The 15,020-nt window shown below is 53.1% G+C and carries 15 protein-coding genes; 8 read left to right on the top strand and 7 right to left on the bottom strand.

Features of this window, described 5'->3' with window-relative positions; genetic code table 11:
• The first annotated feature begins 14 nt into the window (after positions 1 to 14).
• From AC6I4B_RS21130 to AC6I4B_RS21120, 3 genes are all read left to right on the top strand, one after another.
• Positions 15 to 308 (top strand): co-chaperone GroES, encoded by a 294-nt coding sequence (locus AC6I4B_RS21130; protein WP_003855929.1) that lies wholly within the window; start codon positions 15 to 17, stop codon positions 306 to 308.
• Positions 309 to 400: 92 nt separating this feature from the next.
• Positions 401 to 2,047 (top strand): chaperonin GroEL, encoded by a 1,647-nt coding sequence (gene groL / locus AC6I4B_RS21125; RefSeq protein WP_497767945.1) that lies wholly within the window; start codon positions 401 to 403, stop codon positions 2,045 to 2,047.
• A 133-nt stretch (positions 2,048 to 2,180) separates the two neighbouring features.
• Entirely contained in the window at positions 2,181 to 2,534 is a 354-nt protein-coding gene (locus tag AC6I4B_RS21120) for a DUF4156 domain-containing protein (RefSeq protein WP_497767944.1), read from the top strand.
• 104 nt (positions 2,535 to 2,638) lie between these two features.
• Here AC6I4B_RS21120 and epmB read toward each other — a convergent pair whose 3' ends face one another.
• The gene (epmB, locus tag AC6I4B_RS21115) at positions 2,639 to 3,667 is read right to left on the bottom strand and encodes an EF-P beta-lysylation protein EpmB (protein ID WP_497767942.1); all 1,029 of its coding nucleotides are present in this window, start codon (positions 3,665 to 3,667) and stop codon (positions 2,639 to 2,641) included.
• Positions 3,668 to 3,707: 40 nt separating this feature from the next.
• On the opposite strand from epmB, the gene efp reads away from it, so the two are divergent.
• From efp to sugE, 3 genes are all read left to right on the top strand, one after another.
• Positions 3,708 to 4,274 carry an elongation factor P gene (gene efp, locus AC6I4B_RS21110; RefSeq protein WP_497767941.1) on the top strand — a complete coding sequence of 189 codons (567 nt, stop codon included), beginning with the start codon at positions 3,708 to 3,710 and terminating at the stop codon, positions 4,272 to 4,274.
• Positions 4,275 to 4,441: 167 nt separating this feature from the next.
• Complete coding sequence (gene ecnB, locus AC6I4B_RS21105) at positions 4,442 to 4,588, top strand: lipoprotein toxin entericidin B (protein ID WP_497767939.1); 147 nt, start codon at positions 4,442 to 4,444, stop codon at positions 4,586 to 4,588.
• A gap of 145 nt (positions 4,589 to 4,733) precedes the next feature.
• Positions 4,734 to 5,051, top strand: a complete 318-nt coding sequence (sugE, locus tag AC6I4B_RS21100) for a quaternary ammonium compound efflux SMR transporter SugE (RefSeq protein WP_497767938.1) — start codon at positions 4,734 to 4,736, stop codon at positions 5,049 to 5,051.
• Between the two features lie 95 nt (positions 5,052 to 5,146).
• Here sugE and frdD read toward each other — a convergent pair whose 3' ends face one another.
• Genes frdD through frdA form a run of 4 tightly spaced genes read right to left on the bottom strand, consistent with a single transcriptional unit; the run spans position 5,147 to position 8,440 of the window.
• Positions 5,147 to 5,506: a fumarate reductase subunit FrdD gene (frdD, locus tag AC6I4B_RS21095; RefSeq protein WP_497767936.1), complete on the bottom strand. Its 360-nt coding sequence runs from the start codon at positions 5,504 to 5,506 to the stop codon at positions 5,147 to 5,149.
• A 10-nt stretch (positions 5,507 to 5,516) separates the two neighbouring features.
• Positions 5,517 to 5,912 carry a fumarate reductase subunit FrdC gene (frdC, locus tag AC6I4B_RS21090; protein WP_497772276.1) on the bottom strand — a complete coding sequence of 132 codons (396 nt, stop codon included), beginning with the start codon at positions 5,910 to 5,912 and terminating at the stop codon, positions 5,517 to 5,519.
• A 10-nt stretch (positions 5,913 to 5,922) separates the two neighbouring features.
• Entirely contained in the window at positions 5,923 to 6,657 is a 735-nt protein-coding gene (locus tag AC6I4B_RS21085; RefSeq protein WP_497767935.1) for a succinate dehydrogenase/fumarate reductase iron-sulfur subunit, read from the bottom strand.
• Positions 6,650 to 8,440: a fumarate reductase (quinol) flavoprotein subunit gene (frdA, locus tag AC6I4B_RS21080; protein WP_497767933.1), complete on the bottom strand. Its 1,791-nt coding sequence runs from the start codon at positions 8,438 to 8,440 to the stop codon at positions 6,650 to 6,652. Before frdA ends, AC6I4B_RS21085 begins: the two co-directional genes overlap by 8 nt.
• A gap of 309 nt (positions 8,441 to 8,749) precedes the next feature.
• Between frdA and epmA the strand changes: the two genes are divergently transcribed.
• Both epmA and yjeM read left to right on the top strand, forming a co-directional pair.
• Positions 8,750 to 9,727, top strand: a complete 978-nt coding sequence (gene epmA, locus AC6I4B_RS21075) for an elongation factor P--(R)-beta-lysine ligase (protein ID WP_497767932.1) — start codon at positions 8,750 to 8,752, stop codon at positions 9,725 to 9,727.
• A 223-nt stretch (positions 9,728 to 9,950) separates the two neighbouring features.
• A complete protein-coding gene (yjeM, locus tag AC6I4B_RS21070; RefSeq protein ID WP_497767930.1) occupies positions 9,951 to 11,441 on the top strand; it encodes a glutamate/gamma-aminobutyrate family transporter YjeM in 1,491 nt (496 codons plus the stop codon).
• 59 nt (positions 11,442 to 11,500) lie between these two features.
• Here yjeM and AC6I4B_RS21065 read toward each other — a convergent pair whose 3' ends face one another.
• Both AC6I4B_RS21065 and AC6I4B_RS21060 read right to left on the bottom strand, forming a co-directional pair.
• On the bottom strand, positions 11,501 to 13,600 hold the full coding sequence (locus tag AC6I4B_RS21065) for a glycoside hydrolase family 36 protein (protein WP_497767929.1): 2,100 nt from the start codon (positions 13,598 to 13,600) through the stop codon (positions 11,501 to 11,503).
• Between the two features lie 21 nt (positions 13,601 to 13,621).
• A complete protein-coding gene (locus tag AC6I4B_RS21060; RefSeq protein WP_497767927.1) occupies positions 13,622 to 14,860 on the bottom strand; it encodes an oligosaccharide MFS transporter in 1,239 nt (412 codons plus the stop codon).
• Positions 14,861 to 15,020: the final 160 nt, after the last annotated feature.

The raw sequence follows: 15,020 nt of genomic DNA, 5'->3' as shown, positions 1-15,020 counted from the left end.
AAGGAGAGCTATCAATGAGTATTCGTCCGTTACATGATCGTGTGATCGTCAAACGTAAAGAAGTTGAAACCAAATCTGCTGGCGGTATCGTTCTGACCGGTTCTGCGGCAGCTAAATCAACGCGTGGCGAAATCATCGCTGTCGGTAAGGGCCGCATTCTGGAAAACGGAACTGTGCAGCCACTGGACGTTAAAGTTGGTGACATCGTGATTTTCAACGATGGCTATGGCGTGAAATCTGAGAAGATCGACAATGAAGAAGTGTTGATCATGTCTGAAAGCGACATCCTGGCAATTGTTGAAGCGTAATTTAAGCACGTAACGTATGCGCGAAATCATTCGAGTTGCATCAAGACAGCTTGAAGGATGCAGTGCATAAACGAATTTGAGGAATAGAAGAAATGGCAGCTAAAGACGTAAAATTCGGTAACGACGCTCGTGTGAAAATGCTGCGCGGCGTAAACGTATTGGCAGATGCAGTAAAAGTTACCCTGGGTCCAAAAGGCCGTAACGTTGTCCTGGACAAATCTTTCGGGGCGCCAACCATCACTAAAGATGGCGTATCCGTAGCGCGTGAAATCGAACTGGAAGACAAATTCGAAAACATGGGCGCGCAGATGGTGAAAGAAGTTGCCTCTAAAGCGAACGACGCTGCAGGCGACGGTACCACCACCGCGACCGTACTGGCACAGTCCATCATCACCGAAGGCCTGAAAGCTGTTGCTGCGGGTATGAACCCGATGGATCTGAAACGTGGTATCGACAAAGCGGTTATCGCCGCTGTTGAAGAGCTGAAAGCCCTGTCCGTACCATGCTCCGACTCTAAAGCCATTGCTCAGGTAGGTACTATCTCTGCTAACTCCGACGAAACCGTAGGTAAACTGATCGCAGAAGCGATGGATAAAGTCGGTAAAGAAGGCGTTATCACCGTTGAAGACGGCACTGGTCTGGAAGATGAGCTGGACGTGGTTGAAGGTATGCAGTTCGACCGTGGCTACCTGTCCCCATACTTCATCAACAAACCAGAAACTGGCGCAGTAGAACTGGAAAGCCCGTTCATCCTGCTGGCTGATAAGAAAATCTCCAACATCCGCGAAATGCTGCCAGTTCTGGAAGCCGTTGCGAAAGCAGGTAAACCACTGGTTATCATCGCTGAAGACGTTGAAGGCGAAGCGCTGGCGACTCTGGTGGTTAACACCATGCGTGGCATCGTGAAAGTGGCTGCGGTTAAAGCACCTGGCTTCGGCGATCGTCGTAAAGCGATGCTGCAAGATATCGCTACCCTGACTGGCGGTACTGTTATCTCTGAAGAGATCGGTATGGAGCTGGAAAAAGCAACTCTGGAAGACCTGGGTCAGGCGAAACGCGTTGTTATCAACAAAGACACCACCACCATCATCGATGGCGTGGGTGAAGAAGCCGCAATTCAGGGCCGTGTTGCTCAGATCCGTAAGCAGATTGAAGAAGCAACCTCTGACTATGACCGTGAAAAACTGCAAGAGCGCGTAGCGAAACTGGCTGGCGGTGTGGCAGTAATCAAAGTCGGTGCGGCTACCGAAGTTGAAATGAAAGAGAAAAAAGCACGCGTTGACGATGCCCTGCACGCGACCCGTGCTGCGGTAGAAGAAGGCGTGGTTGCTGGTGGTGGTGTTGCTCTGGTTCGCGTTGCAGCGAAACTGGCTGGCCTGACCGCTCAGAACGAAGACCAGAACGTGGGTATCAAAGTTGCGCTGCGCGCAATGGAAGCTCCACTGCGTCAAATCGTTACCAACGCCGGTGAAGAACCGTCTGTTGTCGCTAACGCAGTTAAAGCGGGCGAAGGTAACTACGGTTACAACGCAGCAACTGAAGAATACGGCAACATGATCGACTTCGGTATCCTGGACCCAACCAAAGTAACCCGTTCTGCATTGCAGTACGCGGCTTCCGTTGCGGGCCTGATGATCACCACCGAATGCATGGTGACCGACCTGCCTAAAGGCGATGCTCCTGACTTAGGTGCTGCTGGCGGCATGGGTGGCATGGGCGGTATGGGCGGCATGATGTAATCGTGCGCTATACCCCATAGCAACAAGAAACCCCCGAACAGAAATGTTCGGGGGTTTTTCTTTTGGTCATCTTTTTAGTATAAGGTTTACACACGGACGACATGCGTCCAGCTCATTGATTATGGGGAATAACATGCAGGTAAAATATTTGGCAGGGATTGTTGGCGCAGCGCTGCTGTTGGCTGGCTGTAGCTCTACTACGGAGCTGACCGCTGGCGGGCAGAACGTCCGTTTCGTGGAAGATAAGCCGGGCGCGGAGTGCCAACTGCTGGGGACCGCAACCGGTGCGCAGGGTAACTGGCTTTCCGGGCAGCAGGGCGCTGAAGGCGGCTCTATGCGCGGTGCTGCGAACGCGCTGCGTAACCATGCAGCCGAACTGGGCGGTAACGTGATTTATGGCGTAAGCAGCCCAACACAAGGCCTGCTGTCCAGTTTTGTCCCAACCGACAGCGAAATGAACGGCCAGGTTTATAAGTGCCCGAACTGAATTAAGTGAGGGCTAATACCCTTACTCCGGCTCTCTCCCGTGGGGAGAAGGTAAAAACGGCAACGGGCGTTGCCGTTTTATTTTTGCCTTGCACCGCCGCCCTTTTACGATTGACGCAACTGCAAATCCAGCGGCGTTTTACTCGGTTCTCCGCCAATTTCACGCGCCAGTTTCGGCACCATATAGCCGGATATCAGCGTCAGCAGTTCCCGCATAATATTGCGCGCCTCATCATCGCTGACGAGGTAGTGCGCCGCGCCCTGCACTTTGTCCAGCACATGCAGGTAATAGGGCATGACACCCGCGTCAAACAGCGCATTGCTGAGGTCTGCTAGCGTGTGTGCGTTGTCATTCACCCCGCGCAGCAGCACGCTCTGGTTTAGCAGCGTCACCCCGGCTTTACGCAGACGCGCCATCGCTGAGCGGAACGCGTCGTCGATTTCGTTGGCGTGGTTAATATGATTCACCAGCAGAATTTGCAGCCGCGACTGTTCGAAGCGAGAAACCAGCGTGTCGGTAATACGTGCCGGAATCACAATTGGTAAACGGCTGTGAATGCGTAAGCGCTTGATGTGTGGCATCGCCTCTAGCTGGCTGAGCAGCCAGTCTAGCTCGTGATCTTTTGCCATCAACGGGTCGCCGCCGGAGAAGATGATTTCATCCAATTCCGGGTGGCTGTTGATGTAATCCAGCGCGGCTTGCCAGTTGCGCTTGTTGCCCTGGTTTTCGGCATACGGGAAGTGGCGGCGGAAGCAATAACGGCAATTCACCGCACAGCCACCTTTCACCAGCAACAATGCACGGTTATGGTACTTATGCAGCAAACCAGGTACGACGCTGTGCTGTTCTTCCAGTGGATCGGTGGAAAAACCGGGCGCGGCGATAAATTCCTCTTTCGAGGTCAGTACCTGACGCAGCAGCGGGTCGTTGGGGTTGCCTTTTTCCATTCGCGCCACAAATGCGCGCGGAACGCGCAGGGCGAAAAGACGCTTAGCCTCACGGCCAGCGAGCAAACTTTCATCAGCGTCCAGGTTCAAAAGACGTAATAGTTCATCTGGATCGGTGAGAACATCGGCAAGTTGCACTAACCAATCTTCTCTGGATGGGGTATTTCGGGTTACAATATGCGCCATTTTGTGGCTTAGCTACCATTTAACAATTTCAGAGGGCCTTATGGCGACTTACTATAGCAACGATTTTCGTGCTGGTCTTAAAATCATGATGGACGGCGAACCTTATGCTGTCGAAGCCAGTGAATTCGTAAAACCAGGCAAAGGCCAGGCGTTTGCGCGCGTTAAACTGCGCCGTCTGCTGACCGGTACTCGCGTAGAGAAAACCTTCAAATCTACCGACTCTGCGGAAGGTGCAGATGTTGTCGATATGAACCTGACTTACCTGTACAACGACGGTGAGTTCTGGCACTTCATGAACAACGAAACCTTCGAACAACTGTCTGCTGACGCGAAAGCGATTGGCGATAACGCAAAATGGCTGCTGGACCAGGCTGAATGCATCGTGACCCTGTGGAATGGTCAGCCGATCTCCGTGACTCCGCCGAACTTCGTTGAGCTGGAAATCGTTGATACCGATCCAGGTCTGAAAGGCGACACCGCAGGTACTGGCGGCAAACCAGCAACTCTGTCTACTGGCGCAGTGGTTAAAGTTCCACTGTTCGTACAGATTGGCGAAGTGATCAAAGTAGATACCCGCTCTGGCGAATACGTATCTCGCGTGAAGTAATTCATGCATTAAGCCGTCCGGCGCAGCATCAGTGCTGCGCCAGCTTCCGCATTACCCCATCCCGCTGTATTTTTGTCCGAAAAAAATCACTGAGATCCAACATGCTGGATGAAGTTGTCTATGCTTATGAAGCACGATAACGAAAACTGGCACTTAAGGATGACATTATGGTGAAAAAAACAATTGCCGCTCTTTTTACGGTTCTGGTCTTTTCCTCTGTATTAACCGCCTGCAATACCACTCGAGGTATCGGTGAAGATATTTCGGATGGTGGTAGCGCGATTTCTGGTGCGGCGACCAAAGCCCAGCAATAAGCCTGTGCGACGGTACGCAATCTCGTCGTACCGTCTCTTTTCATCGCTCGTGCCCTTGTTTATACTGGTGGGCAACTTTCCAACACCTTACGGGACGACCCGTAAGCGTATCGCATTCGGGGACGGCCCCATTAATGGAGCCAATATGTCCTGGTTAATTCTCTTTGTCGCAGGTCTTCTGGAAGTGGTTTGGGCTGTCGGCCTGAAATATACCCATGGTTTTAGCCGCCTGGTGCCAAGTGTTATCACCGTCGCTGCGATGGTGGTCAGCATGGCGCTGTTGTCGTGGGCGATGAAAAGCCTGCCGGTAGGCACGGCCTATGCAGTGTGGACGGGGATTGGCGCAGTCGGTGCGGCTATCACCGGTATTTTGCTGTTAGGGGAATCGGCAAGCCCGATGCGTATCGCCAGCTTGGCGCTGATTGTGATGGGGATTATCGGGTTGAAGTTGAGCGCGCATTAACGAGGAGTTGTGCCCGATGGCGCTGCGCTTATCGGGCCTACGGGTGATATCCTGTAGGCCGGATAAGGCAAAGCCGCCATCCGGCGCGGCTTGCACTAGATAAACAGCACACCGACCAACGTTACCACCGTCAGAATGGCAGCCAGCCCGTAGAATACCCATTTCCCGTTCGGCACGTGGATCTTCAGGTCATGCATCGCATGGTGAATACGGTGCAGCCCACACCACAGCGGCAACACAATCATCAGGAAGATAAATGCGCGGCCAATCAGGCTATGGGCAAAACTCAGCACTCGCTCGTAACTGAAGGCATCGTCTGGCGCCAGGCCAAGCGGCAGCAGCACACCAACCAGCAGCACCATCACCGGAGCGATAATCGCGCTCCACATGCCACCTGCGCCAAATAGCCCCCAGAATACCGGTTCATCGGAACGCTTTGGATTAGGGTTAATCATGCCAGTCTCCTTACCAGAACAGGGCGATAAACAGAATCACCACGCTGACCACGGCGGTCACTACCCAAAGCCCTTTGATAACCGGCTCTGGCCCCATTTTTTCGCCTTTCACGATGATATTGGCGGCTTTCGGCGCCAGCTCAAACCACGTTTTGGTATGCAATAGCGCGGCGGCGAGGGTAATCAGGTTCAGCACCACCACAATTGGGTTTTGCAAAAAGCCCACATAGCCCGCCCAGCTTTCAGCGCCGTGCTTCAGTGCAAACAAGCCGTAAATCAGCACGATACTGAACCACACCGCAGGCACTGCCGTGCCTTCACGCAGCATATAGAAGCGATAAAACGGTAGTTTTCGCCACCAGGTAGACGGCATTGGCCGTACATAGGGTTTGCGTTTAGTCGTCATCATGCACTCCTTAGCGTGGTTTCAGGGTGGCGATAAGAAAGTCTTTCGAGCTTTCTACTTTGCCCTGCTGAATGGCAGCGGCGGGATCGACGTGTTTTGGACACACTTCGGAGCAGTAGCCGACAAAAGTACAAGTCCAGACGCCATTCTGGCTGTTCAGTTGCGCCATACGTTCTTTCTTACCGTGGTCGCGGCTATCTTCGTTATAACGGTGCGCCAACGTAATCGCCGCCGGGCCGATAAACTCAGGATTCAGGCCGAACTGCGGGCAGGCGGCGTAGCACAGACCGCAGTTGATACAGCCGGAGAACTGATGGTATTTCGCCATCTGCGCTGGTGTTTGCTTATTTGGCCCCTGATCTGGCGTGCGTGGGTTGCCGATGATATACGGCTTAATCGCTTCCAGACTCTCGATAAAGTGCGTCATATCGACCACCAAATCGCGCTCGATAGGGAAGTTTGCCAGCGCCTCCACTTTCAGGCCTTTCGGGTATTCGCGCAGGAAGGTTTTACAGGCCAGCTTCGGCACTTTGTTGACCATCATGCCGCAAGAGCCGCAGATAGCCATACGGCATGACCAACGGTAGCTGAGATCCGGCGCGAGGTTATCTTTGATGTAGCCTAACGCATCGAGCAGGGAGGTTTGCTCATCGTAAGGCACGTCATAGAAAGCGCTGTGCGGTGCGCTATCCACTTCTGGGTTGTAGCGCACAATCTCAATTTTGACATTTTTCATCTCAGCCATTCGCCGTCTCCTTCTTCTCGGCCGCTTCTGCTTCGGCACCGTACACCCGTTTTGCCGGTGGCAGGGTGGTGATCTTCACATCGCTATAGTCGAGGCGAGTCGTGCCGTCGGCATCGCGGAAGGCGAGGGTATGTTTGAGGAAATTGACATCATCGCGTTCGGTGCAACCTTCGTCTAAACGTTGGTGTGCGCCGCGCGACTCTTTACGCGCCATTGCGGAGTGCGCCATACACTCGGCAACGTTCAGCCCGTGGCCCAGCTCAATGGTGTACAGCAGGTCGGTATTGAACACGCTGGAGGTATCGGTAATGCGTACGTGTTTGAAGCGCTCCTGCAATTCAGCAAGCTTATCAATGGTTTTCTGCATCAACTCTGGCGTACGGTAAATGCCGCAGCCTTCTTCCATCGACAGGCCCATTTCGTCGCGAATCTTCGACCAACTTTCGCTGCCTTGCTGGTTAACCAGCGCTTTCAGACGGTTTTCGATATCGTTAACCTGCGCGTCCAGCGCGCTGCCGTTGGCTTCGCCTACGGTTGCGGCGCGCGCCATCGCTTGCTCACCGGCCATACGACCAAAGACCACCAGTTCGGCCAGCGAGTTGGAACCCAGACGGTTTGCGCCGTGCAGGCCAACGGAGGAGCATTCACCGACGGCGAACAGCCCTTTAATACGCGTTTCACACTGCTGGTCGGTTTCGATACCGCCCATAGTGTAGTGCGCGGTTGGGCGTACTGGGATCGGCTCTTTCACTGGGTCTACGCCGACGTAAGCCTTCGCCAGCTCGCAGATAAACGGCAGGCGCTCCAGCAGTTTTTTCTCGCCGAGGTGGCGCAGATCAAGGTAAACCACATCGCCGCGCGGCGTGGAGATGGTGTTGCCTTTGCGCCATTCATGCCAGAAGGCCTGAGACACTTTGTCGCGCGGACCCAACTCCATGTATTTGTTTTTCGGCTCGCCAAGCGGGGTTTCTGGCCCCATGCCGTAATCTTGCAGATAACGGTAGCCATCTTTGTTAACCAGAATGCCGCCTTCACCACGACAGCCTTCGGTCATCAGGATGCCGGAGCCAGGCAAGCCGGTTGGGTGATACTGCACAAATTCCATATCGCGCAGCGGAACGCCGTGGCTCAGCGCCATGCCCATCCCGTCGCCGGTGACAATGCCGCCGTTCGTGTTGTAGCGATACACACGGCCTGCGCCGCCGGTTGCCATCACTACCGCGTTAGCGCGGATTTGCACTAGTTGCCCTTCCATCATGTTCATGGCGACCAGGCCACGGGCCTGCCCGTCATCCACCAAAATGTCGAGGACGAAGTGTTCATCAAAGCGTTGGATTTGTGGGAACTGTAAGGAGGTCTGGAACAGGGTATGCAGCATGTGGAAGCCGGTTTTATCGGCGGCGAACCAGGTTCGTTCTATTTTCATCCCCCCGAAGCGTCGCACGTTGACGCTGCCATCTGGGCGGCGGCTCCACGGGCAACCCCACTGCTCAAGCTGGGTCATTTCTGTGGGGCAGTGGTGAACAAAGTAATCGACGACATCCTGCTCGCAAAGCCAGTCGCCACCGGCGACGGTGTCGTGAAAATGGTATTCGAAGCTATCATGGTCCTGTGCGACGGCGGCGGAGCCACCTTCAGCGGCAACCGTATGGCTGCGCATAGGATAAACTTTTGAGATCAAAGCGATTTTGGCTTTCGGATTAGCCTGGGCAGCTGCGATAGCAGCGCGTAATCCAGCTCCGCCTGCGCCTATAATGGCAAGATCGGCTTGAAAGGTTTGCACGACATTCCTCCAGATTTTTGTTATTTCACCACGGGCTACGCGGGGAGATTACGCGCCTGTAGTAAAAGCGTATCCACTGCTCCTTTATGGGTAAATCAGTATACCCGCACGCCGGTTAAGGAAATTTGATGTGTTCGATTTTTTTGTCGTTCTGTGCGGTTTATTTATCACTGTAGTTGATTAACTACGTTGTGGAATTACATAAAAAAATGTTCGCCTGCGGCGTAGGTGAAATTACTGGGCAAAATTTGTGTCATTTGCCGCTTGCGAGTAGACTTCGTGCCCTTGTTTGAAATCGGAGAAAAAACCATGAGCGAGACGGCAACCTGGCAGCCGAGCGCATCCATCCCTAATCTGTTAAAACGCGCGGCTCTGATGGCGGAGATTCGTCGTTTCTTTGCCGATCGCGGCGTACTAGAGGTGGAAACGCCCTGCATGAGCCAGGCGACGGTGACTGACGTACATATGGTCCCGTTTGAAACTCGCTTCGTCGGTCCCGGTCATTCCGAGGGAATTAACCTGTATCTGATGACCAGCCCTGAATACCACATGAAACGCCTGCTGGCGGCAGGGTGTGGCCCGGTGTTCCAGTTGTGCCGTAGCTTTCGCAACGAAGAAATGGGACGCCACCATAACCCAGAGTTCACCATGCTGGAGTGGTATCGCCCGCACTTTGATATGTATCGTCTGATCAACGAAGTCGATGATCTTTTACAGCAAGTGCTGGAGTGCCAACCGGCGGAGAGCCTCTCCTATCAACAGGCTTTCCAGCGTTATCTGGAAATCGACCCGCTATCGGCAGACAAAACGCAGCTGCGTGAAGCGGCGGCGAAGCTCGATTTGAGCAACATCGCGGATACCGAAGAAGACCGCGATACGCTGCTGCAAATGCTGTTCACTTTCGGTGTTGAGCCGCATATCGGTAAAGAGCGCCCGACGTTTGTCTATCACTTCCCGGCAAGCCAGGCATCGCTGGCGCAGATTAGCGCGGAAGATCACCGTGTTGCCGAGCGTTTTGAGGTCTACTTCAAGGGCATGGAACTGGCGAACGGTTTCCATGAGCTGACCGACGCCCGTGAGCAGCAGCAGCGTTTTGAGCAGGATAACCGTAAGCGCGCGGCGCGCGGCCTGCCACAACAGCCCATCGATCAAAACCTGCTGGACGCACTGGCCGCAGGCTTGCCGGACTGTTCCGGCGTCGCACTGGGCGTAGACCGTCTGGTTATGCTGGCGCTAGGGGCAGAGACGCTGTCTGAAGTGCTGGCGTTTAGCGTTGATCGGGCATAAGTCTGAAAATAGACCAGTAATCAATATTAAATGGCGCTTATGCGCCATTTTTTTGGTTATTTATGTTTAGATTCGCGCTATTTGCCACAATAACTTTCTGAACGTTTGCTATTATCCCGCCGGTCAATTCTCGCGTCTATCTCGTTACTGCCTTGCGGTTGCAAGCTGCGGTATGGGCTTTGTTGTTGATGCGTAAAAATAATCCGCAATAAAGGATGGTCAAATGACCCCATCGATAAAAAAGATGAGCCTGATAGGCCTCATCCTCATGATATTTACGTCCGTTTTTGGTTTTGCCAATAGCCCCTCCGCGTTTTACCTGATGGGTTATAGCGCCATCATTTGGTATATATTTTCTGCATTATTATTCTTTATTCCATTTGCCTTAATGATGGCTGAAATGGGCGCGGCCTACCGAAAAGAAGAAGGCGGCATCTATTCCTGGATGAATAATAGCGTTGGCCCGCGCTACGCTTTTATTGGCACGTTTATGTGGTTTTCTTCCTACGTTATCTGGATGGTTAGCACCTCGGCTAAGATTTGGGTTCCGTTTTCGACCTTCGTATTTGGCGCAGATATGACCCAGCGCTGGGGCTTTGCGGGGCTTGCGTCCACTCAGGTTGTCGGTCTGTTGGCAGTATTCTGGATGGTGCTGGTCACGACGGTGGCGGTGAAGGGCATTAATAAAATCGCCCGTATTACTGCCGTTGGTGGTATTTCCGTGATGTGCCTGAACTTAGTTTTATTGTTAGTCAGTATGGCCATTTTGTTATTAAATGGTGGCCATTTTGCGCAACCTATTAATTTTACGACCTCACCAAACCCAGGTTATCAATCTGGACTGGCGGTTTTATCCTTTGTCGTCTTTGCTATTTTTGCCTATGGCGGTATTGAAGCCGTCGGCGGTCTGGTTGATAAAACGGAAAAACCGGAAAAGAACTTTGCCAAAGGAATTATTTTTGCGGCGATTGTTATTTCCATTGGATATTCACTGGCGATATTTTTATGGGGCGTTAGCAGTAACTGGCAGCTCATTTTAAGCGACCACTCCGTTAACCTCGGCAACATCACTTATGTGCTGATGACAAGCCTGGGCGCAACGTTAGGCAACGCAATGCACCTGCCGCCAGAGATGGCTGCCACGGTAGGCGTATGGTTTGCGCGTATTACGGGGTTGTCGATGTTCCTCGCCTATACCGGCGCGTTTTTCACCCTGAGTTATTCACCGCTGAAAGCGATTATCCAGGGGACGCCAAAAGCGCTATGGCCTGCGTCGATGACTCGCCTGAATGAAAATGGTATGCCATCTACGGCGATGTGGATGCAGTGTGCGTTGGTCAGCCTGTTTATTCTGCTGGTGTCATTTGGTGGCGATACCGCCTCGGTGTTCTATAACAAACTGACGCTGATGGCGAACGTTTCAATGACGTTGCCGTACCTGTTCCTGGCGTTAGCCTTCCCATTCTTCAAAGCAAAACAGGAACTTGAGCGCCCGTTTGTTATCTTCAACAGCAGGCTGTCAACGCTTGTGGCGACCGGTATGGTTGTTTTGGTCGTGGCCTTTGCCAACATCTTCACCGTGATTCAGCCAGTGATGGAAGCTGGAGACTGGAGCAGCGCGCTGTGGATGGTTGGCGGGCCTGTTTTCTTCTCGCTGTTGGCGATGGCGATTTATGAAAACTACCGCCGCCGCCAGCCTGGCGTTCTTTTTTAACATCAACTCATTGATGTCAATGCTTAGGCCTGATAGCGCAGTGCTATCAGGCCTATTGTTTACGGCACAATCTCAAAGATAGCGGCCGATCGCGGTGGCATTGTCACCATCAATACATCGCGATCGTCTTGCCAGCTTATCGGGTGGTGCACTGTCGAGGGATAGCCTTGCACCACGCGACCGCGTAGCCCAGCAAGTGGCAGTGCGCAGGTATCCTCAGCGCCTTCTCGCCGCCAGACCGCCAGCCATGTCTTTCCTGTCGTCGATTTCATTCCCAGCGATACCCATTCGTCGTTAAAACGCGATAGCCCCAGCGGCCAGAACGGCAGCGCGGTATTGATATGCTGGCGTAGCGTTTTGTAATAGCGGATAGCTTCCTGTACCTGGCGGAAACCGGGTTCAGAGAGTTCTGCTAAATGGCCGCTTTGGTGAATGCGTAGCAGCATGGCTGACACCTGGTTGAAGATCACCGCCTGCTCGTCGTCATCACGTAACGGATAAGACCAGATAGCGGCCTGTTCCGGCGTGACGGCGGTCGGTGCGTTGGCGGCGATGGTGGCGTATTTCAGGTAATCTTCTTGATCGCTGGTGGACTGAATAGAACAGCGGCTGAGCATGGCGTAATCCATACGCAAGCCGCCGCTGCCGCAGTTTTCGATAATCAATTGCGGATAGCGCGCAAAGACGCTATCCAGCCATGCAAGCCAGGCGCGGTTATGTTTCAGCAGGCCATCGCCCGCGCTATCGGCGTGCTGCTCCGTGCCGATCCCCGGTTCAATGTTGTAATCCATTTTGATGTAGCCCACGCCGTACTGGGTTACCAGCCGGTCGATAACCTCATTGGCATGGTGAATCACCGCCGGGCTGGTAAAATCTAGCTGGTAACGGCTGCGATCAAATACACGTTTTCCGTGGCGCATAAAGAACCAACTGTCGTCGGTTTCCGCCAGTTTGGGGGATTTCACTCCCATCACTTCTAGCTCCAGCCAAAGCCCAGGAATCAGGCCTTTATCGCGGATATAGCGGATAACGTACTGAATTCCTTCCGGGAAGCGTTCCGCGCTGGGCTGCCACTGGCCGACGCCGTTCCACCATTCACCTTTATCGTACCAGCCGCAGTCGATACAAAAATATTCTGCGCCCGCCTCGGCTGCGGCATCAATCAACGGTAACAGTTTCTCGGTGGTGGGGTCGCCAAACAGGCAGTTCATGTAATCGTTAAAGATAACCCCTAACCGCTGGTTATCCTCATTTTCACGGCGGGTACGGCGGCGATATTGAGTGAGAGTGGCGATGGCATCGGTAAAACCGGCCTGCGTCACGCCTACCGCAACCGGTACGGAACAAAATTCATCGCCGGGCTGAAGGTCTTTAAACCAGTGATGATAGAACTCATTTGGTCCGCCCAATTGCAGATACAAGTGATTTGCCTGGTCGCCAATTTCCCAATGCCATGAGCCGTTATGCTCAATTTGCCAGAACAGCCCTGTGCCGGTGTCGCGGTCTTCCAGGTAGCCCATCGGCAAATACTCTTTGCTCGACCACGCTCCGGTGTTGCTGTAATGCAGCGGCTTTGACGATCGCTGTAATCCTTTTTGAATGCAGGGCATAAAGCCTAACTCATCAAACGTGTATTGCCGCCACTGTAGTTCTCGCGTCCAGCTATTGTGCGGAATATGCAGCGTGAAGTTATCGCCCCAGTTTTTGGCGCTCTCTTTTTCTATGCCGTTAATCACGAAGCTGGAAAGGTACTCAACGGTAAACGGTTTATCGCTGAGGTTGCGGATAACGCTCCAACTGCGCAGCAGTGAAAGCTGGCTGTAAAACTGGTAGTGCACCTCCACCTCTGCCGCCGTTTCGGCATCGAACAGCGTGAAAACCAGTTTGCGGCCCTCGGCATTATGCGTGTCCTGATGTTGGCGATAGCGCAGCGTATAACCTGGCGCGGTGGCGGTAAAACCGGCTCCGTGGCGTTCCAGCGGTTTATCGAGGCCAGAGATATTTACTTCCACCAGGTTAAAGCGCGATAGCTCATCGGCGTTCTGGCCCAGGGTTTCGGCGTTGAACGGCAGGGCGGAAAAGTGCAGCAGGCGGGCTTTGTCTTGCAGGTCGAAAACCAGGGTGATGCCGTTTTCAATTACAGAAAATAGTGAAGACATATCAGATCCTTAATAACACGGTTATACGACGGGCGTGGGGTGTAAAACTCGGCTGCCCGAGAGTGTGAAGATAGAAATCACGGTGAAGGACAGGGCAATCACACCGAGAATGGCGTAGGACTCTTTGAAGCCCATTGAGCCGTACATGCTGCCGATGCCAGTGCTCATAAAAATTTGGCTGAACTGTTTGGCAAACTGGAAGCCAATCAGATAAACGGTGGCGGAGAGTCGCCAGTCGAAGTTGGCGGAGATATATTTCAGCGTTGCGATGATTAAAATCGAGCTTTCGAAGCCGTGCAGTAGCTTCATGGTGGAGATAAGAATCGGGCCGGTTGCCATTGCGCTGCCGATAATGCGAAATGCCATGATAAAGCCGCAGTACAGCAGCGCATTTTTCGGGCCGATGCGGTTCACAATTGCCGGGGCGAAGAACATGGTTAGCGCATCAAGGAAAATCTGTGCGGTATAGAGGTAGCCAAACACTTCTGCTCCACGCTCGCGGGTGGCGAAGAAGCTGCTGTAGTAGACGGCGAACTGCTGATCGTAGGTTTCATAGACTGCGCCGACGCCGACCATATACAGCACCAGAAACCAGAAACGGCGGGTTTGTAGCAGTGAGAGGACATCGCCACGGTTGATTTTCAGCCGCTGCGGATTAAGCTCGCCAGCCAGTCCCTGCTGGCCTGGATGAAAGAAGCACAGCAGAATCGCTAACACCAGCCCAGCGCAACTGGCCATGATGAAGATGTAATCGGGGTTAATCGCGAACAGTTTGCCGGAGATAAACGTCCCTACTGCTGCGCCGATGCCTCCCCACATTCTGGCGCGACCAAACTCAAAACCTTCCAGCCGCGAGACTTTATCGATCCATGCCTCGCATATCCCGCAGCCGCAGCCAAATGCCAGGCCGATAAAACCGCCTCCGGCCAACGCTCCGGCAACAATATTGATTTTGAGTAGCGGAGCGAATACCCAGATCCACCACGGAGCGAAGGCGATCATCAAGCCTGCCAGCATCCACATCAGGTGTTTACGAAAGTTCAGCTTATCGGCCAGCACGCCAAAGACAGGCTGAAAGGCGACCGCGACAATCGCGATGCAGGTATACACCATCCCTACCTGCGTTGAGTCGATACCGATTTTTTCTGTCAGCCACAGCGATAGCCAGGGAAAGCACGCGCCCCAGCAGATAAAGAAAAAGAGAAACCAGATGCAGGAAAGCAGGTAGTTCCCTTGTTTAACGCCTTTTCCCGGTAACATAGACAACCTCATTTCTAGTAAACAAGATGCTGTTACTTTAGAAATTAACCTGTTTCCAGGGGAAGTGAATGATGAGTGAAGCGTGAATGCGATCGTGTTTACCGGCAAAGTGAGCAGTATTTTTCATGCAGATAGCGGCATAATCCATAGTGTATTGATG

The organism is Kluyvera fluvialis, assembly GCF_059725275.1.
Note: the sequence above shows the minus strand (reverse complement) of the source record. Positions and strands in the feature narration are given on the sequence as shown.

Bases quoted from the DNA above. Each gene is read 5' to 3' on its own strand.
- AC6I4B_RS21120 (WP_497767944.1), top strand. From the start codon at position 2,181: ATGCAGGTAAAATATTTGGCAGGGATTGTTGGCGCAGCGCTGCTGTTG.
- AC6I4B_RS21065 (WP_497767929.1), bottom strand. From the start codon at position 13,600: ATGTCTTCACTATTTTCTGTAATTGAAAACGGCATCACCCTGGTTTTC.
- frdD (WP_497767936.1), bottom strand. From the start codon at position 5,506: ATGATTAACCCTAATCCAAAGCGTTCCGATGAACCGGTATTCTGGGGG.
- frdC (WP_497772276.1), bottom strand. From the start codon at position 5,912: ATGACGACTAAACGCAAACCCTATGTACGGCCAATGCCGTCTACCTGG.
- epmB (WP_497767942.1), bottom strand. From the start codon at position 3,667: ATGGCGCATATTGTAACCCGAAATACCCCATCCAGAGAAGATTGGTTA.
- groL (WP_497767945.1), top strand. From the start codon at position 401: ATGGCAGCTAAAGACGTAAAATTCGGTAACGACGCTCGTGTGAAAATG.
- ecnB (WP_497767939.1), top strand. From the start codon at position 4,442: ATGGTGAAAAAAACAATTGCCGCTCTTTTTACGGTTCTGGTCTTTTCC.
- efp (WP_497767941.1), top strand. From the start codon at position 3,708: ATGGCGACTTACTATAGCAACGATTTTCGTGCTGGTCTTAAAATCATG.
- sugE (WP_497767938.1), top strand. From the start codon at position 4,734: ATGTCCTGGTTAATTCTCTTTGTCGCAGGTCTTCTGGAAGTGGTTTGG.
- AC6I4B_RS21130 (WP_003855929.1), top strand. From the start codon at position 15: ATGAGTATTCGTCCGTTACATGATCGTGTGATCGTCAAACGTAAAGAA.
- AC6I4B_RS21085 (WP_497767935.1), bottom strand. From the start codon at position 6,657: ATGGCTGAGATGAAAAATGTCAAAATTGAGATTGTGCGCTACAACCCA.
- epmA (WP_497767932.1), top strand. From the start codon at position 8,750: ATGAGCGAGACGGCAACCTGGCAGCCGAGCGCATCCATCCCTAATCTG.
- AC6I4B_RS21060 (WP_497767927.1), bottom strand. From the start codon at position 14,860: ATGTTACCGGGAAAAGGCGTTAAACAAGGGAACTACCTGCTTTCCTGC.
- yjeM (WP_497767930.1), top strand. From the start codon at position 9,951: ATGACCCCATCGATAAAAAAGATGAGCCTGATAGGCCTCATCCTCATG.